Raw genomic sequence first — 21,337 nt, forward strand, 5'->3', positions numbered from 1 at the left:
CACAACTTATCTTTTTAGTATTATTTTTGCGGTGCAAATCGCGTAAATAAAGTTAATATGTCTCCTAAATCGGCGCCCGACATCGTTTTAATCGGTGCAGGCATAATGAGTGCAACGCTTGGCGTACTGTTGAAAGAATTACAGCCCGAACTGACCATTGAGATATTCGAAAGATTGGATATCATAGCAGGAGAAAGTTCAGACGCATGGAATAATGCAGGAACAGGGCATTCCGCCTTCTGCGAACTGAATTATACGCCCGAAAAGGCGGATGGTTCCATCGAAATAGGTAAAGCAATCAAGATTGCTGAATCTTTTGAGGTGTCTAAGCAATTCTGGTCCTTTCTGGTACAACAAGGTTGTGTGAAATCGCCGGAGACATTTATACAAAGCGTCCCACACATGAGCTTTGTATGGGGAGAAAAGAACGTAGCCTACCTAAAAAAACGCCAGCAATTGCTGGAAAGCAATAACTTGTTCAAAGGTATGGAGTACACCGAAGATAAGGCCGTGCTCCAACAATGGATCCCACTTGTAATGGAGGGACGCGATTCTGCTGATAAAGTGGCTGCTACCCGTATGGATGCAGGTACCGATATCAATTTCGGAGCATTGACCCGCGCACTTATCTCCTATTTGCAACAACAGGATGGCGTTCATGTACACTTAAAACATGAAGTACGTGATATCGAGAAAGAAGATGATGGAAGCTGGTATCTGAAAGTGAAGAATTTGGAGACAGGCAAGAAAAGAAAGTTACATACCAAATTTGTATTCATAGGTGCTGGTGGTGGCTCCCTCCCATTGCTTGAAAAATCAGGCATTCCGGAAGGTAAAGGCTTTGGTGGTTTCCCTGTAAGCGGCCAATGGTTAATTTGTAAGAACCAGGCTATTGTTGAACGACACGCGGCTAAAGTATATGGCAAGGCTTCTGTAGGCGCGCCTCCCATGTCCGTACCTCACCTAGATACCCGTATGATTGATGGTAAGAAAGCCTTGTTGTTCGGTCCTTATGCGGGTTTTTCTACCAAATTCCTGAAGAACGGCTCATGGCTAGACCTGCCAAGATCAATCAAGTTCAATAATATCCGCCCAATGCTGGCTGCCGGTATGGATAACCTGCCGCTCACAAAGTACCTGATCGATCAGGTACGCCAATCTCCGGAAGAAAGATTAGAAGCATTGCGCGATTTCCTTCCTGAAGCCAAATTAGAAGACTGGGAACTGGAGGTAGCAGGACAACGTGTTCAGGTAATTAAGAAAGATCCTGAACATGGGGGTATACTTGAATTTGGAACCGAGGTGGTAAGCGCTGCCGATGGCTCTATTGCTGCGTTACTCGGCGCTTCTCCAGGCGCATCTACTGCCGTATCTATTATGCTGGAACTGCTTGAACGCTGCTTCCCTCAGCAACTCGCTACGCATGAATGGAAAAACAAGCTAAGTGAAATGATCCCTTCATACGGTCAAAAACTTGCGGAAAATCCAACGCTGCTCGAACAGGTGAGAGACTGGTCTAATGCGGTACTGGAATTGAAAAAATAATTACAACATTATATACTGGTAATAAAAAAAATAGGGGATATGGAAATATCCCCTTTTGTTTTAACCTTATCTTATTGTTTCTAAGAGACATGTTTTGGCCTGCATTTCTTACGTCCTGCAGGGTATTTTCACCAGCACTTCCACATTCTTCTCCGGCTCAGTCACTATTTCAAACGTACCTTCATGTAAGGCCGTCAAATAGGACATCATTTGACATATAGGCTGGTGTATTATGGCTGTATCCCCCTTCTCCGATGATCTGAAAGGAGAGGAAAAGATATAGTTAGCGTAAAAAGATCCTTTGATCTGAAAATATCCAGGTTCAAAACTAAACACCATCTTTGGGAGCTGATGTGTTGTTGAATGCCTGTTCATCCAAAAAAAAAGGTTCAGAATCAATTGCCGCATTACTGACTCGTCAATGCTGGCTTCTACTGGCGCTTTATGCTGTTGCAATTCAACTGCAGATGACAACAGATTATTATATGGTTCTTCTCTTACCAGCTGGCCTAAAAAGAATAACAGATTGGTCATTTTTCGCTTCAGCTGAAAAGTCTTCCCAAGCATATGCTGTATAATCCTGATGTTCTGCAACTGAAAATCCAGCTCTATTACTTGTGATTTTATCGACTCTGCTTGACGGGTAATCTTACTTCCCATAGCCTTCCCGTCATATAATACTATCAATTCAACGCTTGAAAGAATGCTTGCTACAATAGACTTCAATTCGTGAAAGATATCTTCAATCAACCGGTTGTCATCAAGGAAATTGTGTGCTGACACAGAACTTTTCATGTAAAGTTGTTTACAGGCATCCCTGGTTGACTCCGGCGTATCCTGACTACTACCGGAGTGTAAAAATAACACTTAACGCGATTTCTTTTCCATTAACATTCTTACTAATACGAGTAAAATATGCTATAGGAAATGTTAAAAAGCGTTTTTATCGCCCTTGATGGTATTGAATACTGTTAAGAAGATGATACGAATATCCAGCCATACAGACCAGTTTTCCATATACCAGATATCATGCTCAATACGTTTGCGCAAATGCAGCTCATCCGTAATTTCACCACGGTATCCATTTACTTGTGCCCATCCTGTAATACCCGGCTTCAGGAAGTGACGGATCATATACTTTTGAATGATAGCAGAATACTCTTCTGTATGCTTAAGCATGTGCGGACGTGGCCCTACGATCGACATGTCACCGAGGAATACATTCAGGAACTGCGGCATCTCATCAAGATTCGTCTTACGAAGTATACGCCCGATCCTTGTAAAACGACGGTCGTTTCTCGTTGCCTGTTTTGAGTTTGCTTCGTTATTCACATACATACTTCTGAATTTCAGACAACGGAACGTTTGATTATTACGTCCTGTACGATGTTGTACAAAGAATATCGGACCTCTTGATTCCAGCATCACTAATAGTGACAACAGTGGAATAAGCCAGCTTAATATAAATAACATCACCGCGCCGCTGAACATAATATCAAAAATACGCTTCCTCAATCTGTTTGCTACATCATCCAATGGCTCTGCCCGCAGCGAAATAATCGGAATGTTATCCAGATAGTCTACATAGATCTGACGGTTCACAAACATCCTGAAGTCCGGTACAAAGCGGAACCTTATAAAATGACGTTCGGCTTCATGCGCCAACGTATAAAGATAGGGGAACTGCTCGGGAGACAATGTCGAATAGATCTCTTTAATACCATTTGATTGCGCGTAAGGAATACAGTCTCGTAAATTTCCAATTACGGGGTGGACAGATAACTCATGCACGTTCTTATAGTCCTCAAAGTAACCCTCGAAACGCAGATTACTTTTGCGGCCCATCAGGTTATCCACTAATTGCTTAGAAAGGTCATTGTAACCAACTATCACCACCTTACGCTCGATCTCTTTACGATGGATGATATAATTGGTTAGCATGTAAAAGAAAAGCCTGTCCAGTAATACCAGCAGAATAAACAGCGTGCAATAGGACAGAATAAATATTCTGTTGAACGCTTCTTTGGTAAGGAAAACAAATACCAGCATCAGTAACAGGTACAGCATGATGCTCTGTAATAACTTCTTGGTGATACGTTCCACAGACATTTGTTGACTCATGAAATAAATACCAGTGGTATACAGTGCCACGATCCAGGAAATATTGGTCGCCAGCAGGAATGTATCCTTGCTAACACTTACAGGTATGCCATACTGTTGCATCCAGTACAGTGTAAAGAAAAAGAAGGCATTGAGGCATATGAAATCCAGCACAAGTATCTGGATGCTACATATTTTGAGATAACGGTCTAACATAATAAAGTACGGTTCAGTAGTGTTAGTTAATAACTACGGCTTCTTCAAATCTTGACATGATCTTACCGACAGACAGATTGTCCTCCGCGTATACACGTCCATTCCTTGCTATTTCTGCAGCGTTGTCCTGCATCGCTCTGATTACACCATCAGTAAGCGCCTGCTGATCTTCTGCTTTCACCAGTATACCCATGTTGTATTTCTTCACCAGGTCGTGCAGGCTAGTACCGTCATTTGCAGTGATCAGCGCGAGCCCGCCAACTGCAAGAATGGTGGTCAGTTTCGATGGCATTACCAGATCGCTTGCATTGCCTTTCTGTATTACCAGATGCACATCTGCCATATTTAGGAAGTGGTTAAACTTCTCAAATGGTTGTAAAGGGAAGAAAATTACATTGCTCAATCCCATTGCTTCTGCATCGCCTTTCAGTTTCTCTTTGTAAGGTCCTGAACCACAGATAAGGAACTTCAGGTTTTTATCCGCTTTCAGTGTCTCTGCTGTCTTCAGGATTGCTTCCAATCCCTGTTTCTCACCAATGGCACCTGAATACAGTACAATCTTATCATTAACATCAAATCCGTATTCCGTTTTCAGTTGAACACGATTCTCAATAGGATGGAACAGATTTACATCTACCCAGTTAGGGAAGAAGAAAATGTCCTTTCCTGCCTTCTCCTGAATCTTACGCATCATCCCATCTGAAATACTGCTAACCATGTCAGCATTTTTAAAGATGTATCGCTCCAGGCCAAACAGCATTTTAATCAATTTCGGAGACTTGATCATATTCAGATCACGCGCTGCCTCTATCTGCATATCCTGTATGTGATAGAAGAACTTCGCTCCTTTAAACTTCTTGTACAATACTGCCAGTAAGCCCAAGTGGAACGGTGGTACCACCGTAATCACTACATCAAACTTCTTCTTAGGAAGCAGCTGCAGTATTTTCAGGAATGCAGATACTGCAAATGAAAAGTCCAGCATGATACGTGTCTTACCCGTAGGCTTCGCAGGCACCAACTGCGGACAACGGTATATGGTGATCTTACCTCCCTGTCCATTACTCTCAATTACTTCCTTCTTATACCAGTTTTTGTTCTTGTCATATGGAGGCTGCACCTTCCATTCAGGGTAATAGGGATAACTTGTAATAACGGTGCAATCATATCCTCCGGCTGCCAGCCATTTGATCATTTCACCATTGTATTTACCTATTCCAGTTGGTTCGGGTGAGAAATTACCTCCAATCAGTAATAATCGCTTGGACATACCGCTATATAAATTTCTAGTTTTGCTTTCTGATTATTTCCATCTTTCTGATACAAAGGTCAATGGATTGCCTTTAAAGATGCCATTCTGTGATACGGACGCTGTTACTACCGAACCTGCTGTAATTACCGTATCAGTACCTATAGTTACCCCGGGACCTATGAACACACAAGCGCCTACCCAGCATCCGTCTTTCAGAATAATAGGTGCATTGCGATAAGGCATCGCCGGATGACGGTAATTGTGATTACCTCCGCATAGAAAGGCACGTTGTGAAATACACACGTTGTTTCCTATCACCATCGGTTCAAAATTCAACAAATATGCTTCTTCTCCCAGCCATACATCATCCCCGATTTCCAACTTCCACGGGAAGTGAATATTAACTCTTGGTTTGATCACCAAGCCGCTACCCACCTTAGCACCGAAAAGGCGCAATAGCTTTGCCTTAATGCCGGAAGGAACAGGAAAGGCTGTAAGGAAAAACAGCATTTTCACAAAATACCAGCAGGCTTCCTTGAACTTGCCTGCGCCGCGGTCCAGACCTTCTGAGGCGTCAAAATCCTTCAGACGGACTTGTGACAGATAAAAGTTATTCATTACTAATTAAGTATTACTATAAACAAGAACCATCCTTTTTCTTTCTAGCCTTCGATATAACACCAGACCCAGATATGCACCCAATGTGTTCAGTACTACATCATCAGCGTCATATACTCCAATCATCAGTACCAATTGCAGCAGTTCTATGCTGAGGCTAAAAAAGAATGCGATAGCTATTACTTTAATTTTGTTGGCTGCGCCTTCAGATAAAGCATCAACCAGAAAGCCTAAAGGCATAAACATGATGATGTTACCAAGAAGGTTAAGCAGAAAGAAAGCCCAGTAACGATAATACGTCACTGCCTGTCCTGCCTCAATAATAAAATCATAAGTACTCTTCAACGGCATCCATCTTGGTGGAGCATAATGCTCGCCTGCACCCCTTGTCGGCTCGAGGAACACGATATATAATACAGCCAGCAAATAGCTGATCAATAAGATAATAACAGTCCCTCTTTTTAATCTGATTGTCATCCTTTCTAAAATCCCTTGTTACGTTTTAATTCATACATCTTCGCATCGACCAGAAAGCGATACCAGAAGCCTTGCAATACGTGCCAGATCAACCCCTCTTTCCCATCCAGAAACCCGAGCAGTACAAAGTACCGGTAGAAGAAATACAGTATTGAACGCATCAACAACGGGCTCCTGTTATATAAATTTTCCTTCCACCACCTTTTGCGGGACGTATTTTCACCAGTGGGTTGCTCTATTTCCAACTTTCCTTCCTGGATAACCCGTTTCCTTTCCAGCAGATCGTTTACCTCTCTTGAAGCATAACCATTCTGCTTTGTGGTCCACCAGGTCAGATTGTTAAGGTTATGATCGGCCATGTCATGTTGGAGGGTTTCGTATGTTCCTGTATTCAACACTACATGTTCATCCATTTCTTTCTTTTCCAGTCTGCCATTACCGGTTCGCCAGATTCGCAGTAAACAATGCGGGTAAAATCCTCCCCACCTGATCCATTTACCCATAAATATCACTCTGCGCCTGATAATAAAACCTCCGGTTTCCGGCTTAGCCTGTGGCAGTTTTGAATTGATCTCTGCAATCAGTTCATCCAGCAGATACTCGTCACTGTCCATCCGCATTGTCCAGGGGGTTGTAATCATACAATTATCCAGCGCCCAGTTAAATTGGTCTGCCTGGTTCCCCGGCCATGCTCTCTGTATAACCACCGCTCCCAAAGATGTTGCTATTTCAACTGTGCGGTCGGTTGACAAACTATCTATAACGATAATGCGATTGGTTATCCTGCTAAGATTCGCAATACAGCGTTCGATATGTTTCTCTTCGTTATAACTTAAAATGATGACGGTAATTAAATCTGTCACACTTTGTTTATTTTGACTTGTACAAATCCAGGTACTTATTTACCAGTCTTTTCCTGTCAAAATCCCTTTTCATTAATATCGGTGCAAGCTTCGACAATTCAGGCAAACGATCTCTTTCTGCGTAAGCCTTCTCAAGCGTCTCTTTAATATTTACAGGATCGATCGTGGAGATCCACCCCAGTTTGTTTTCAGCAATATAGGCGCTTAGTCCGACCATGTTACTGATCAGTACAGGCGTACCCATAGCAAGGGATTCTATGACGATATTGGCAAAATTCTCATTATAAGAGGTCAGCACCATCACATCATGTTCATGCAGCAATTTAAACTTCGCTTCTCCGTATACTGGTCCCACCCATTTAACATGCGCCTCTATTCCATATTCACGTGTCAGTGCTTTTAACTGATTTACGTAGTCTTCTTTAAATGGTCCTGCTATTGTCAGTTCGTATGGAAACTGTACCATACTCAGTCCTTTAAACAGCAGTTCCAATCCTTTTTTCGGATCTATCCTGCTCATAAACAGGAATTTGATCTTGTCTCCTATCGGTGCTTTTTCAGGTGCAGGTTGCTCAGGTACTGATACGAAGTTGAAGATCTCTTCTACCTGTGACTTGGGATATAATCCTTTGATTTCGTGTACTTCCATTGTGGATGTAGCGTGAAACTTTACCTTTGGTAACAACCTGTTGCCGATTACCGCCTGTATGATTTTCTTCTGAAACGGATGATTTGTTTCAAGAATATACTGGCAGAGCATACCCCTCGGAGAAAATACTGGCCTTACTCTTTTGATATAACATACCAATACAGTAAAGATAGCTACCAGGTTCCACCACGAGTGGATATGCACAGCATCGTAATTTTTGATATTCTTATAAAGATACTTTACAAGATCAGGAGAGAAATTTGTATTATCTTTTGTTACACGTTTGAAGTATAGTGTCTGTACACCATCAACATTCTGTGCCACACCTGGAGGCACATCCAGTTCAACTTCTCCATTAGCTGTTGTAGTCAGTACGGTCACCTTATGCCCATCGGCCACGAGTTGTTCGCACAATGCTGAGCTGGAATAAATAGGGCCTCCGTAAATATAAGCCGGCTTATAAGTAGGGATGACATGAAGAATATTCATCAGTGCTTTCTTTTCTATTGATTAGTTTACTATTGTTCAGTTACTTTTATACTGCCACCGGCCTGTTATGCCCTTGTACCCCGGCGTTACCTGTGTTAGCGCCAATACCCAGCATAGACAGGTATGCGTTAATCATGATATCCGGTGTAAAGCGTGTTACATTCAGTTTTCCCTTCCTGATCAACTCTGCTCTGAGCGAACTATCAGATAGCTGAAGCAATGCATTAGCAAATTCCTCAGGTTTTGTAGGATCTGCATGCAACGCTGCGCCACCACTTACTTCGGGCATAGGTTCAGTGCTGCTTGCAACTACCGCTGTACCACAAGCCTGCGCTTCTATTACCGGCCAGCCAAACCCTTCTGATAATGAAGGAAATATAAAAGCATAACAGGAGCTGTACAATGCCTTCAACACTTTATGCGGTGGTTTGGTTACAGAGATCAACCTGTCTTTCAAACCTAGTTTGTCAGCATAGCTATAAAGAGACGGCTCAATATCAAAACCTGCATATACAATCTTTCCTGTGTATTTATCTCCCAATTCATGCACCATTTCAATCAACATCTGACGGTTCTTACGCAGCTGACGCGAACCAACATGCAGTATAAAAGGCTCGTCGATATTCACTCCTGTACCGCGCAACAGTTCACGACACTCTTCCTTCCCGAGAGGACTGAAATCAGCGTTAAACCCATTATGTATTACCTGCCATGCTGCAGGCTTTTTACCTTTTGCCGCTGCCAGGTCGTTAAGCTGATTAAGTGTCAACTGAGATACACAGGCAATCTTTTTTGCGGTCAGAAGATTGGATAATATCCAACGCTGCATATACTTCCCGAATCCTGAAGCTGGTGCATAAGCATCAGCATAACCCAATCCGCCACGGATAGCCAGTACATCATGACAGGTGATACTGGTGCGTGCATCAGGAAGATGTCTTACATAAAAAGAATTAGAGTGATCGCACACATGATACAATGTATCCGCTGATCCGAATAACCGCTTCATACGAAGTACCAGCGGAAACAAAATCCATTTATCCAGATATCCGATCCATTTCGGAATACCTCCGGTTGTTGCTTTAAAAAAGCTCCCGAAGAATACTGTTGGTCTCCAGATGTCCACTGTATACCCGGCATTTTTGAATCCGGTTTCCATCATCAGGGCAAATCGCTCCATACTTTCCTGTTTGTCCTTGCGATAATTCCCCACTAAAACAATGCGCATACTTATCAGTAATTTTTCCTTTTCGTTTAAACCGTTGGCTAGTTCTTTAACCCTGGATATATGCTGAGACCAGTAACTGGTCTCATAAAACCTGTTCCTTACTGCGCTAAGCAGTTGAACAGCGAATGTTGGCTACGTTCATTCAATAGTGTGATCGGATATCCTACTATGAACAAACCGGAACATCCTTTAACAAAAGGAATACCATAAATGATAAGTTCAGGGTGTTCATAGTAATTTGATGATAAAGTCACAATCGACGCATACACTACGCATTGTTCTTTAAAGCACCAATTGGATACATTTATTCAAACCAGGTAAAATATTGCAGTTTACAACACACGCTGCGGATATGTCAGGGTGTTGGAGGAGAGAGTTTGTCAGCCTCTTATGAACATAAGACCAGGCAGACAGGCAAGCTCTCTTAAACAATAAGTACGGTTAAAGACGATTTCAATGATCAAAACACAGGTTCGTTTGCAGGCACTCTTTGTGTACTGCTCACAATAGTTGGCACAGGTTTATTAACATCTTGTCAGGAAGATACTTCCTGATATGTTCCTGTAGTTATTTCCTCTTCATCTTCCCGCAGTGAGGCGAGTACCAGTCCGGCCACAAACACTGAGAATCCCAATGCAGTAGGCTGTCCCCATTGTCCTTGTGCCAGCAGCAAAAAGCAATCGCTGACTAACATCCAGGCCAACATATCTCCCTCACGGCGTAATCTATTGAAAGAAAGAAAAGCAAGATTAAATGACATGGCAATCCTGATAAACACAACGCCAAGTCCAAGAATAGGTCCCAATTCACCAATCGTTCTGCCCCACTCCCCTTCTGCAATCAGAAAGGTAACACCTCCTGTCAGCAGCATAGAACCTACGTTTGTTCCCATTCCGATGCCATAGCCCCATAACGGCAGCGCAGATGTTGTTGTAAAGGCTCCCAGCAATCCTCCCAGAAATCGGTCAACAAACACCCCTTCCATACCTCCCTCACTTTCATTGGCCGAATCAAAACGCGCCAGGAAGACCTCAATCGCACCCCCTACAATAGACGTCTGACTCAATATCAACACCAGCACAACCAGTCCGCCCAGCGCCCCGAACAGCTTCCCTGCGTACTTTGGATTACTGGAACCCGCAAACATGCAGAACATCACTGCAATCAAAGTCTGGAACAGTAACGCACGACTGATTGAAAGTGGTATCGCCACCAGCAACGCCATTGTCGCCCCTATCAACACCCACTTTTTAATATTTTCCGGATTAAGCCAGAAGTATAATACATAAGGCCCTACCAGACTGAAAAACAACGTTGTTCCATTTGTGAAAGAGAACGTTCCCGGCGGACGGAAATAGCCCATCGCACCACTGAAACCAGCGCCCGCTTCATCACCGCCGACACCCCGGTTTACCCATGCTGACTGCGGACTATAAAACTGCAACGAGATTAATACCATCATTGGTATGGCTACCATCAGCAGAAACTTCCCTATCTTGATTACATCTTTACGTGTAAAGAGGGCCTCCACCACAAATATCATCGGGAAGTGAATCAGTAATATACGTGCGCCAAATATGGCTACAAATGGATTACCATGGCCAATAGTCACTGCAAATATCAGCCCCAGCACCCCAATGATGGTCATCAATGGCAGGGAATAAGAAGGCTGAAACAGCTTCTTTTGCCAGCACATCGCAATCAACCATATCGCAACAGGGTCACGGATAATCAATAATGGCGTTGCCAGCGGTGTCAGAAACCACTTACGTAAAGCGCCCTCAAATAATAGCAGCAAAAGGTATAACCACACACCCTGTTGCAGCCGCAGCATCAACTTCTGTGAGTTTCTTGCTGTGATCTGTTCAAACCGGGCGGCCGCTAATTCCGCCATACGATTTGCTGATAAGTTACCCGGATACTGATTCATCATTTTCACACTCTTGCAGAATCCTGCTATTAAACTTTTGATATTGCTGCTGCAAGCTCCTGGCCGTAAGCTGACCAAGGTCTGCTACGCGCTTTTTCCATTGCAGCAATGCCTGCTTCAGGCACACTGTCAGGATTGTTCAGCAATGCTGCTATTGCGTTATATAATGCCTCGGTTGAACCGGCCTCTGTCAGCCAACCGTTCTTACCGTGCGTAATCAAATCAGGACCTGCTGTACGGTCTGTAGTAATTACCGGCGTACCTTGCGACATCGCCTCTGTTATTACCAGCCCGAATCCTTCAAACAGTGAAGGGAAGATGAACACATCATGCTCCCGCATTACTCTCAGGATGTCTGCATGCGCCAGACTCGGAATATATTTATGCTTTGCCAGTTCCTTATCCAGTATCGGACAGTTGTCTGACATCTTCTTACCTACTATTGTCAGTTGTACTGCATTACCCAGCTTATCTGCGGCTGCAAACAGGTCAGCAATACCTTTACGTTGAGACAATCCGCCAACAAACAATATTTTCAGCGGACGGCCAGAAATTTTATTATAGTCCCTGGAACCTGTTACAGTTGGGAATCCATAAGGGATTACGTCAATCTGTGAGAGCTTGCCAGGATAATCTTTCAGCGTTGTTGCAGTGAAGCTGCTGGCTACAAATATTCTGTCAGCCAGTTGCAGCTCTTCATCTTTCCTGTCCAGTTTCTTCTGGGAAGCAGTCAGACTCACTATTGAATTTTTCCATGCGGGCCAGCGTTCCAGCTCATGTCCGAGCAGGCGCTGTGAAGTACGCCAGTAACCTATAGGCAGGTCGTACAGGCGTTTTAATCCGAGACGGCCGGCTTCTCTGAATGAGAGCATAGCACCATCCTCGTAACCATACACCGCATTTACTTTACGTGACACATCTCTCAAACGATTGGTCACTCGTCTGTCCATCGCGTGATAAACAGCATCTACTGAAAACATGCCTTTCTCATACCTTGTCAGACTTTTGAAGCCTGCTTTAGTAGCGGCCAGGCGGCCCAGTTCATACCAGGGGTATAACCTGGTATAAGGTTGCAAACGGGGTTCATAACCACGACGTTTGATTTCCGATAAAGGGCCAAAACCTGAAAGGCGGCCAAACGTGGAACCGGGGAAACTTGCAATAGCTGTGTGAAATTCAGCCAGTATGCCTGCATCTGCAAGGCCCGCTACTGCGGCCCTGACATTGGCATTGCCTGTAGGATGGGATATAATCACCATGGTTTTAGTTGTGCTTTTGTAGTCCGAGAATATTACTCCAGGCTGTTCTTAATGCCACGGCTGAGAACCTGTTCGCATATAGGTCCTTCTGAGTCGTCTTTGTAACTAAGCCGCTTCTGATATCTTTTGCAAACGCTTTGACAGCGCTTTTAGCCTCTTCATAAGTAGACGCCGCCGGAATCACTCTCGTTGACAGAGGATCACAGGCTATATCCGGAATACCGCCCCTGTCTGTAGCCAGCCAGGGTAAACCAGCACTCATCGCCTCCAGTAAACTGATAGGCAATCCTTCCGGATGAATTGATAAAAGCAAATAAGCATCCAGCTGCGCAATAGCGCTCTTTAAACCGGCTTCACCGGCAAAAGTACCATGATATTGTACGTTGGGGTATTTATCGAAATAACTGGCAGGATAATTCTTTCCTTCGCCCCACAGGTGAAACTCCACATCGCTCAGATCAGCATCTTCACTCATCCTGCAGATCAGGTCAACACCTTTCTCTGCAATCAGACGGCCATAATAACCAAAGCGTAGTTTACCCGACGGGCTCTGTGTAAAAGCAACTTCTACATTTCTTGAAAAACAAGGTACTACGTCTATCTGACGGTTCAGTACACTCTTCATATCACCCGCATTCCTGTGAGAACACGCAATGATTGTATTTGCCGTTTGCAACGTACGCTTATATTTCTCTCCCCAGGTAGCCTGGTCTTTCGCATCCCCGGAGGTATGATGATGGTGCACCCATTTGTCATAACCAGGCAGCATACGTGACAGCATCCAGATACTTTCTCCCTGTCCGTTGGTATATACCGCGTCGTATTTGCGGGAACTGCGTAATCTTACGCCTGTCTGCAACATCCACAGCATACGTTTGTAAGAACGGCCATGTTTACCAAACAGTACTCTTCTGCAAATACTTTTATAATACTGCTCCGTTTCAGGGGTTGTATTGGCGTTCAATACTACCAGGTCAATTTCAGTACCATTGGCAGCCATCTGCCGGCAAAACTCCAGCAGATGACTTTCAATGCCCCCGGTTTCCATTAACTGGGTAGAATATACCAGAATACGTTGCTTATCAGAAACCTGCGCCATATACTCTCTGAATCTTTTCTTTCGCAAATCCCGTACGGTAAGACAGTACCACACTGGCGCGGTACAGTTTTGCCAACAGGGCAGCCTTCATTCTGATAAGGCGGTAGCGCGATTTACCTGATACCTGTACTGCATTGGCACCTTCCGCAATGGAATCAGCTACCAGCTGCAACAGGAATTGTTTTCTCTTTGCCAGCGCCTCTTTATTGACAGGAGAATCGTTGAGACCTGCATCTGCTTTGTCAAGGATATCCTTGTAAGAGATGATATCGATAAACTCTGCTACTGTCGCCAGGCGAGGGTCAGCAGGGTTAGGATGGATCAGTTTCACATTGGCGCCCATACCCAGGCATGGCAGCGCGCAGTGGATCTTTGTAGTCAGGATCAGGGAAGCATTACAATAGCGTTTCAGCAAACTGTTCATGTGCTGCTCAGACACTTTTGCATATGCCTCAATATCGCCGCTTGTATCTGGTGGATCGTGCGATACTCTTACCATCTTCCTGCCCAGTACTTTCTCCAGTTTAGCTACTACAGCATCCGGCACCGGATGGTCTACGTTGTCTACCAGCAATACTTCACCTTTAGGATCGGTATTGATAGGACCACGCGGCTTTGCAGTGATGGTCAGACAGCTGGAATAATAAGCCGGTATACCCCAGCCCAGTAGCAGACGTAATGTTTTAGTATCACGACAGCCGATAGGCGCGTGCTTCTTGAAATGTTCCCTTACATGCTCGCTGGACAGTAACGCCGAATTGGCTACGTGTACGGCTGCATATACAGGCGTAATATTATCTGGTGCGGGAAACTTCGCAAAAGAGTGCATGTACCAGCCGTTAGCGATCAGTACACCGCTATCTCTGCCAGCCAGGTCCGAGATTGCTTCCCTGTCGGCTACCCTTGCGCCTTCCGGTAACAGGTCTTTAGCGACCATTCCCTGAAGTACATCTCCGATATTGTTTCGAAGTAATCCTTCTACCTGATAGTAATATGTCATATAGTTTCTTTGTTATTTTCAGTGGGTAATGTGTTGTTTGTTCTGCTGATCTTGATAAGGCTGTATGAAACGTTCATCGTTACCTGAATCAGTTGTATCATAATATTCAGGAAGAGTACACCGCGCAGTGATGAAACATCAATAAACGTAACGCCCAGCGCAATCGATGCAATACTTACCGGAATTGATATGAACGGGTGAATGGCCCAGCTTCTGCTGGTAAAGAGGGAAAAAGTAGAGGTGGCAATGATACCCAGACAACTGATAGTAATCTTCAGCACCACTTCATTTGTCAGATTCGAGTAGTTCGGTCCCAGTACTTTCAGGATCTGCGCTGAAAATAACCAGGCAGTGAAGATAATACAGGCGCTCAGCGCTAACATGCCACCCTGTATCTGCAGGAAACGGCGCATCAGCAGTTTTGCGTTATTAGGCAACCTGGAAAATCTTGGTAAGATCACTGTACCGAATACAATCGTAATAAAACTAAGCACCATCGACAGCCTGTCCAGCGCGCCCAGTTGCGCCACTCCTTTAGTCGTACCAAAGATGGAGATCAGCCAGATGGTAATCTGTCCTGACAGGCAGGTGTAGATCCCCATTGGCAGCAACCGCCTTACCATTTTCATAATATCCTGCCTGATCTGCGGGTCTGGGGGTTTATTCCAGTCTGCATACCCGGCTGATATCTTTCGCAGGTTCAGGTTACCCCATATCTGTGGTAAACCTGCCGCCAGAACAGCAACGAATGCAAAAGGGAAAACGAAAATGGTTAATGACAGTAATACCAGCCTGCCGATATTCATGTACACCTGATTCTTCTGCAAAGGTGCTATGTCCTGTCTCAGCTTTGGCGCAATCTGCAACAAGGTGCCAGACAATGCCATGAAGAAAGAAGGAATAAGCGACAGCACAATCAGCACAGACATCAGCCAGCTTGCATCATGGTGCCGCATCAGGTATATAAGTACCGGAATAGAGACCAACAAACTGCCTACAGCAAACTTGCGGCGCAGATCCATCCCTGTAGCAAGTACCGTACCGAGCTTATCGCGATCCTGCCAAACCTTTCCACCCTGAGACATCACCCCTGTGGATATTCCACCGTCTGCCAATACCGTCATTGTACCTAACATCGTATTAGCCAATGTATACAACGCGTATTCTTCCGGTTCCAGCATACGGATCACCAGGATACCGCTTACAAGACTAACGATTTGTACAAAAACCTGGGCGAAACCGGTCACAGTGACCAGTTTTACCCATTCTAATGTTTTACTGTACTTAGGATTATTAGATAACTGATTAAATACTTTCACGCGCATAACAGATTCCGGCGAAGCAAGCGCTTATCCTGCCAATTGTTCCCACTGAGTTTTACTGTCTTTTCTGAATAACTCCACATCGCATGTCACCATCTCGCTCACCAGTTCCTGCAGGTCGTATTTAGGCTCCCAACCCAATTTAGTTTTTGACTTGGTAGGATCACCTATCAGCAATTCCACCTCTGTAGGACGGAAATATGCAGGGTCTACCGCCAGTACCTGTTTGCCAATAGGCAGGATATATTCCTTGTTACGGCAAGCACTAACATAAGCTACTTCTTCTACACCTGTACCTTCAAACTTCAGTTCGATACCCAGTTCGTCAAATGCCATACGTACAAACTCACGTACCGGGGTAGTAATACCAGTTGCAATTACATAGTCATCTGGTGTATCCTGCTGCAGGATTCTCCACATAGCTTCTACATAATCTTTTGCATGACCCCAGTCACGACGCGCATCCAGGTTACCCAGGAACAGTTTATCCTGCAGGCCCAGAGCAATAGCTGCAACTGCACGGGTGATCTTACGGGTTACGAAAGTTTCGCCACGCAGCGGACTTTCGTGGTTGAACAGGATACCGTTGCAGGCAAACATACCATATGCTTCCCTGTAGTTAACAGTGATCCAGTATGCATATAGTTTAGCAACAGCATACGGACTGCGTGGGTAGAAAGGAGTAGTCTCTCTCTGAGGTACTTCCTGTACCAGACCATACAGCTCTGATGTACTTGCCTGATATACTTTTGTTTTCTTTTCCAGCTTTAAGATACGCAGCGCTTCCAGGATGCGGAGTGTACCGATACCGTCAGCATTTGCAGTATATTCCGGTGTATCAAAACTTACTTTCACATGGCTCATAGCAGCGAGATTGTAAATCTCGTCAGGTTGAGTTTCCTGAATAATGCGGATCAGGTTAGTACTGTCGGTCATATCACCGTAGTGTAATCTGAAACGAACATTTTCACTATGAGGGTCCTGATACAAATGGTCGATCCTATCTGTGTTCAGCAATGACGCACGACGTTTAACGCCATGCACCATATAACCCTTTTCAAGCAGCAGCTCGGCCAGGTATGCGCCGTCTTGTCCATTTACACCGGTGATTAAAGCAACTTTCATACTATGTTTTTTAATTAAGATAAGTGGGGGGAATGATGTGTTTAACTTCTGGAGAGTACGCTAACTGCCGGCTGGGATATACCAATGCTGTAACAGATAAAACCGTTTTTCTCAAGATATGTATTTTCATAAATGTTCCTGCCGTCAAATACAACAGGGTTTTTAACTAATTGCTTGATGCGGTTCCAGTCAGGAAGACGAAACTCGTTCCACTCTGTTACCAGCAACACCGCGTCTGCACCTTCAGCAGCATCATACAGGTCTGTAGCCCAGGTCACGCTGTCATTCAGTGTTTTCTTTGCTTCATGCATTGCAACCGGATCAAACACTCTTACTTTAGCGCCTGCTTCCAGCAGTGCTTCAATCAGCACAATGCTTGATGCTTCACGCATATCGTCAGTACCTGGCTTAAAGGAAAGGCCCCATACTGCAAATGTTTTATCTTTCAGCAAACCATCGAAGTGTTTGTTGATTTTGTTGAACAATACTTTCTTCTGATCGTTGTTCACCGCTTCTACTGCCTCCAGGATACGCAAACCGTGGCCATAATCCATACCGGTACGCACCAGCGCCTTCACGTCTTTAGGGAAGCAGGAACCGCCATAACCAATACCAGGATAGATGAAGCTATTACCGATCCTGGCATCGCTACCGATACCTTTACGTACTTTATTCACATCAGCGCCTACCAGTTCGCACAGGTTAGCGATATCGTTGATGAAGGAAATTTTAGTAGCCAGCATTGCATTCGCTGCGTATTTGGTCATTTCCGCAGAAGCTATATCCATAAAGATAATCGGACGGCCATTCAGCAGGAACGGATGATACAGACGTTCCAGCACTTCTTTTGCTCTGTCAGTATTCACACCAACCACGATACGGTCAGGTTTCAGGAAGTCCTGTACTGCAGCGCCTTCTTTCAGGAACTCAGGATTTGAAGCTACATCGTAATCGAGCAGGGCGCCTCTGTCCAGCATTGCCTGTTTGATCTCTCTGTTCACTTTCACAGCAGTACCTACTGGTACAGTGCTCTTTGTTACCACAACGAGATAATCAGTCATGTGTGTACCGATTTCTTTTGCTACCTGTAATACATATTGCAGGTCTGCGCTGCCATCTTCACCCGGAGGCGTACCTACCGCAATGAAAGCGATATCAGCACCCGGCAGCACTTCAGCCAGGCTGGTGCTGAATGACAGGCGACCGTCGTTATAGTTACGGGTAACAATCTCTTCGAGACCCGGTTCATAAATAGGTAAAATGCCGTTCTTGAGGTTATTGATCTTTTCAGCATTAACATCGACACACACTACCTGCGTACCTACTTCTGCGAGGCAGGCACCGGTCACCAGTCCAACATATCCAGTTCCAATTACGATTGCTTTCATTTTATAAATATTGAGACGCGGTTAAACAATTTTATTACAATGTGACCATCTGATTTTTCTGAAGGAAGTCGGCATAAGCCTGTTCAAGTCCTTCTTTCAGCTCTACGCTGTGTTTCCAGCCGAGCTTATGTAATTTTGATACATCCATGAGTTTACGTGGAGTACCATCAGGTTTGGAGCTATCAAAAACAAGTTCACCTGTAAAACCTACTACCTCTTTCACCGTCTCCGCCAGTTCACGAATAGTCAGGTCTTCGCCGGTACCGATGTTAACCAGTTCCTTTTCATCATAATGCAGCATCAGGTAAACGCAGGCTGCGGCCAGATCATCTGCAAACAGAAACTCACGTTTAGGTGTACCGCTGCCCCATACAGTTACGTTGGATGCGCCCGACTCCTTCGCTTCATGAAAACGACGGATCAATGCCGGCAGTACATGTGAATTTTCAGGATGGTAATTATCACCAATACCATACAGGTTGGTTGGCATTACGCTGATAAAGTTAGCGCCATACTGATCACGGTATGCTTCGCATAATTTAATACCGGCAATCTTGGCAATCGCATAAGGTTCGTTGGTTGGTTCCAGTGGACCTGTCAGCAGACTGTCTTCTCTCAATGGCTGTGGCGCCAATTTAGGATAGATGCAGGAACTGCCCAGGAACATCAGTTTCTTAACACCATTCTGCCATGCAGCATGAATGATATTAGCCTCCATAATGAGGTTATCGTACAGAAACTCTGCACGGTAAGTATTGTTGGCATGAATACCGCCAACTTTTGCTGCTGCCAGGAATACATATTCCGGCTTCTCTGTAGCAAAAAATTCGTTTACAGCTGCCTGTGAACGGAGGTCCAGTTCAGCTGAACTCCTCGTTACCAGGTTTGTGTATCCCAGCGTCTGTAATCTTCTGCTGATAGCGCCGCCCACCATACCACGGTGACCGGCTATATATATCTTATCGTTCAGTTGCATACGGCTAATAATTGTTTACAGCAGTTCAGGTCTGTTTTCCTTCACCCACTGATGCAGTTGTTTTACTTCCTGTCCTTTACCTTTCTGTAAGATCAGCAGGGCTTCCGGCGTGTTTACTACAACAACGTTTTCCACTCCTACCAATGCTACCAGTTTATCTTTTCCGATGACCATACTGTTAACCGGATCACTCTCGATGAATACCGCCTGATTGTTACTATAGCGGTAATGGCTGGCCAATGCTTCCGCCAGTGCTTCATAACCTCCTACATCACTCCATTGCATAGCGCTAGGCACTACCTTCACAATGTCGCTCTTCTCCAACACGGCATAGTCAATACTGTCAGATGGAATAGCTTCCATAGCCGCCAGCGGAATAACGCCGGTTTCTTTCCAGATCACAGCGGCTTCTGCTGCCGCTGCATAGATTTCCGGAGCGTATTCCAGTAACTGTTGCAACAGTACGCCTGCCTGACCGCAGAATATACCGCTGTTCCAGAGATAGTCTCCGCTTTGAAGCATAGCTTCTGCAGTAACTGCATTTGGCTTTTCAGTGAAGCGGATTACATCATAACCGGAATGTTGGATATAACCATAACCTGTCTCAGGGTAATTAGGCTTCAGACCAATGGTAACCAGGTGTCCTTCTGCCGCCAGCGACGCTGCTTTCTGAATAGTTTCAGCATACAGGTCTGGTGTACCTATCAGGTGATCAGCAGGCGTGATAAGCAGGATGGTCTCAGGCGATGCGGTAAACGCAGCCAGTGCAATTGCAGCAGCTGTATTACGGCCTACAGGCTCCGCCATCATCTGAATTTCACTAGCACCTGCTTCCTGCAGTTGCTTATTCACCATGTCGGCTTGTTGTTCATTCACCACAGCCATCACACTATCACAGAAGCAATTATTGCGTACCCAGGTAAGTTGCAATAAGCTCTGGCCGTCAAATAACGGCAGCAGTTGCTTGGGCGTCTGTTTATTTGATAGTGGCCAGAGACGGGTTCCTGACCCTCCACATAATAATACGTGTAGCATAGATGTCCAGGGTTGATATTTTAGATCACATTACCTACGCCTACTTTCGCAGCGCCGGTGTATTCTTTTGTGTTATTAGTATTGTTGAGCAGCATAAGATCGCTTGTCTTTACAGTCGCAATCAGAGAGAAACCCATGCTGTATAATACAGCTTTCACTGTATTCTTGCCGGCTTCCACAACTCTGCCATGCTGATGCATCAGCGGACCAGCGGTGATACGTACCAGATCGTCTTCCTGGATCGGGAAACGCTCAACTTCCACATCCTGGTACTCACGCAGGAAACGTTTGATGAGGTCAATCTCATGTTCAGGAATGCTGGCAGGTTTTCCCAGCCAATAAACGAAATTCACAATACCACTTGTTTCACGCACGAGTGTTTTTTTGTCCTCAGGAATACGGACAAAGACATACGACTTGAAAAGTGGTTCTTCTACCACCTTCTTTCTGTCGCTCCACTGATGTGTTACTCTGTTTAGCGGACAATATGTTTCGATTTGCTTCCGAACCAGTGCATCCGCCACTTTTTTCTCCCATCTGGGTTTAGTATACACTGCATACCAGGTGTGTGGCTTTTGTTCCATTTCAGTGGGTTTAAAAGTTTAATAAAGCATGAATAGATTAATAGATAATAAAGTGGAAATCATAAAGGCGGGAAAAGAAGAGGAAGAGAATTGGCATAGCTTCGCCTCCTCAGTCACATGAGTAGTTATCAAGTGCATTATTTTCAAGGCATTCCGGTGAACGAATCACCGGAATACCAACT

19 protein-coding genes are annotated in these 21,337 nt (G+C 44.7%); 1 reads left to right on the top strand and 18 read right to left on the bottom strand.

Annotated features, from left to right (window positions below):
* Window positions 1–57 precede the first annotated feature (57 nt).
* Entirely contained in the window at window positions 58–1,545 is a 1,488-nt protein-coding gene (locus K1Y79_RS04810) for a malate:quinone oxidoreductase (protein ID WP_220248861.1), read from the top strand.
* 108 nt (window positions 1,546–1,653) lie between these two features.
* Here K1Y79_RS04810 and K1Y79_RS04815 read toward each other — a convergent pair whose 3' ends face one another.
* The 18 genes from K1Y79_RS04815 to K1Y79_RS04900 form a co-directional block, all read right to left on the bottom strand.
* Window positions 1,654–2,340 (bottom strand): histidine kinase, encoded by a 687-nt coding sequence (locus K1Y79_RS04815; protein WP_220248862.1) that lies wholly within the window; start codon window positions 2,338–2,340, stop codon window positions 1,654–1,656.
* 135 nt (window positions 2,341–2,475) lie between these two features.
* Entirely contained in the window at window positions 2,476–3,861 is a 1,386-nt protein-coding gene (locus K1Y79_RS04820) for an undecaprenyl-phosphate glucose phosphotransferase (RefSeq protein ID WP_220248863.1), read from the bottom strand.
* Window positions 3,862–3,883: 22 nt separating this feature from the next.
* A complete protein-coding gene (locus tag K1Y79_RS04825; protein ID WP_220248864.1) occupies window positions 3,884–5,131 on the bottom strand; it encodes a WcaI family glycosyltransferase in 1,248 nt (415 codons plus the stop codon).
* Between the two features lie 33 nt (window positions 5,132–5,164).
* Window positions 5,165–5,731 carry a WcaF family extracellular polysaccharide biosynthesis acetyltransferase gene (locus K1Y79_RS04830; RefSeq protein WP_220248865.1) on the bottom strand — a complete coding sequence of 189 codons (567 nt, stop codon included), beginning with the start codon at window positions 5,729–5,731 and terminating at the stop codon, window positions 5,165–5,167.
* A gap of 6 nt (window positions 5,732–5,737) precedes the next feature.
* Entirely contained in the window at window positions 5,738–6,208 is a 471-nt protein-coding gene (locus tag K1Y79_RS04835) for a VanZ family protein (protein ID WP_220248866.1), read from the bottom strand.
* 5 nt (window positions 6,209–6,213) lie between these two features.
* Window positions 6,214–7,071, bottom strand: coding sequence for a glycosyltransferase family 2 protein (locus K1Y79_RS04840; protein ID WP_220248867.1), 858 nt, complete (start codon window positions 7,069–7,071; stop codon window positions 6,214–6,216).
* 7 nt (window positions 7,072–7,078) lie between these two features.
* Window positions 7,079–8,209, bottom strand: coding sequence for an XrtY-associated glycosyltransferase XYAG1 (locus tag K1Y79_RS04845; protein WP_220248868.1), 1,131 nt, complete (start codon window positions 8,207–8,209; stop codon window positions 7,079–7,081).
* Between the two features lie 46 nt (window positions 8,210–8,255).
* Window positions 8,256–9,437, bottom strand: a complete 1,182-nt coding sequence (locus K1Y79_RS04850; protein WP_220248869.1) for a glycosyltransferase family 4 protein — start codon at window positions 9,435–9,437, stop codon at window positions 8,256–8,258.
* A gap of 535 nt (window positions 9,438–9,972) precedes the next feature.
* Window positions 9,973–11,331 carry a hypothetical protein gene (locus K1Y79_RS04855; RefSeq protein ID WP_236059493.1) on the bottom strand — a complete coding sequence of 453 codons (1,359 nt, stop codon included), beginning with the start codon at window positions 11,329–11,331 and terminating at the stop codon, window positions 9,973–9,975.
* 65 nt (window positions 11,332–11,396) lie between these two features.
* Complete coding sequence (locus tag K1Y79_RS04860; RefSeq protein WP_220248871.1) at window positions 11,397–12,626, bottom strand: glycosyltransferase family 4 protein; 1,230 nt, start codon at window positions 12,624–12,626, stop codon at window positions 11,397–11,399.
* A gap of 4 nt (window positions 12,627–12,630) precedes the next feature.
* Window positions 12,631–13,752, bottom strand: a complete 1,122-nt coding sequence (locus K1Y79_RS04865; RefSeq protein WP_220248872.1) for a glycosyltransferase family 4 protein — start codon at window positions 13,750–13,752, stop codon at window positions 12,631–12,633.
* Window positions 13,709–14,725, bottom strand: a complete 1,017-nt coding sequence (locus tag K1Y79_RS04870) for a polysaccharide pyruvyl transferase family protein (protein WP_220248873.1) — start codon at window positions 14,723–14,725, stop codon at window positions 13,709–13,711. Before K1Y79_RS04870 ends, K1Y79_RS04865 begins: the two co-directional genes overlap by 44 nt.
* Window positions 14,722–16,050, bottom strand: coding sequence for an MATE family efflux transporter (locus K1Y79_RS04875; protein ID WP_220248874.1), 1,329 nt, complete (start codon window positions 16,048–16,050; stop codon window positions 14,722–14,724). The genes K1Y79_RS04870 and K1Y79_RS04875 overlap by 4 nt, the downstream gene beginning before the upstream one ends.
* 24 nt (window positions 16,051–16,074) lie before the next feature.
* Window positions 16,075–17,172 carry a GDP-mannose 4,6-dehydratase gene (gene gmd, locus K1Y79_RS04880; RefSeq protein WP_220248875.1) on the bottom strand — a complete coding sequence of 366 codons (1,098 nt, stop codon included), beginning with the start codon at window positions 17,170–17,172 and terminating at the stop codon, window positions 16,075–16,077.
* A gap of 41 nt (window positions 17,173–17,213) precedes the next feature.
* Window positions 17,214–18,560, bottom strand: a complete 1,347-nt coding sequence (locus K1Y79_RS04885) for a UDP-glucose dehydrogenase family protein (RefSeq protein ID WP_220248876.1) — start codon at window positions 18,558–18,560, stop codon at window positions 17,214–17,216.
* Between the two features lie 34 nt (window positions 18,561–18,594).
* On the bottom strand, window positions 18,595–19,536 hold the full coding sequence (gene fcl, locus K1Y79_RS04890) for a GDP-L-fucose synthase (RefSeq protein ID WP_220248877.1): 942 nt from the start codon (window positions 19,534–19,536) through the stop codon (window positions 18,595–18,597).
* Between the two features lie 15 nt (window positions 19,537–19,551).
* On the bottom strand, window positions 19,552–20,571 hold the full coding sequence (locus tag K1Y79_RS04895; RefSeq protein ID WP_220248878.1) for a mannose-1-phosphate guanylyltransferase: 1,020 nt from the start codon (window positions 20,569–20,571) through the stop codon (window positions 19,552–19,554).
* Window positions 20,572–20,591: 20 nt separating this feature from the next.
* The gene (locus tag K1Y79_RS04900; RefSeq protein ID WP_220248879.1) at window positions 20,592–21,155 is read right to left on the bottom strand and encodes a UpxY family transcription antiterminator; all 564 of its coding nucleotides are present in this window, start codon (window positions 21,153–21,155) and stop codon (window positions 20,592–20,594) included.
* Between the last annotated feature and the right edge of the window lie 182 nt (window positions 21,156–21,337).

The organism is Chitinophaga rhizophila, from assembly GCF_019492185.1.
Lineage (GTDB): Bacteria > Bacteroidota > Bacteroidia > Chitinophagales > Chitinophagaceae > Chitinophaga > Chitinophaga rhizophila.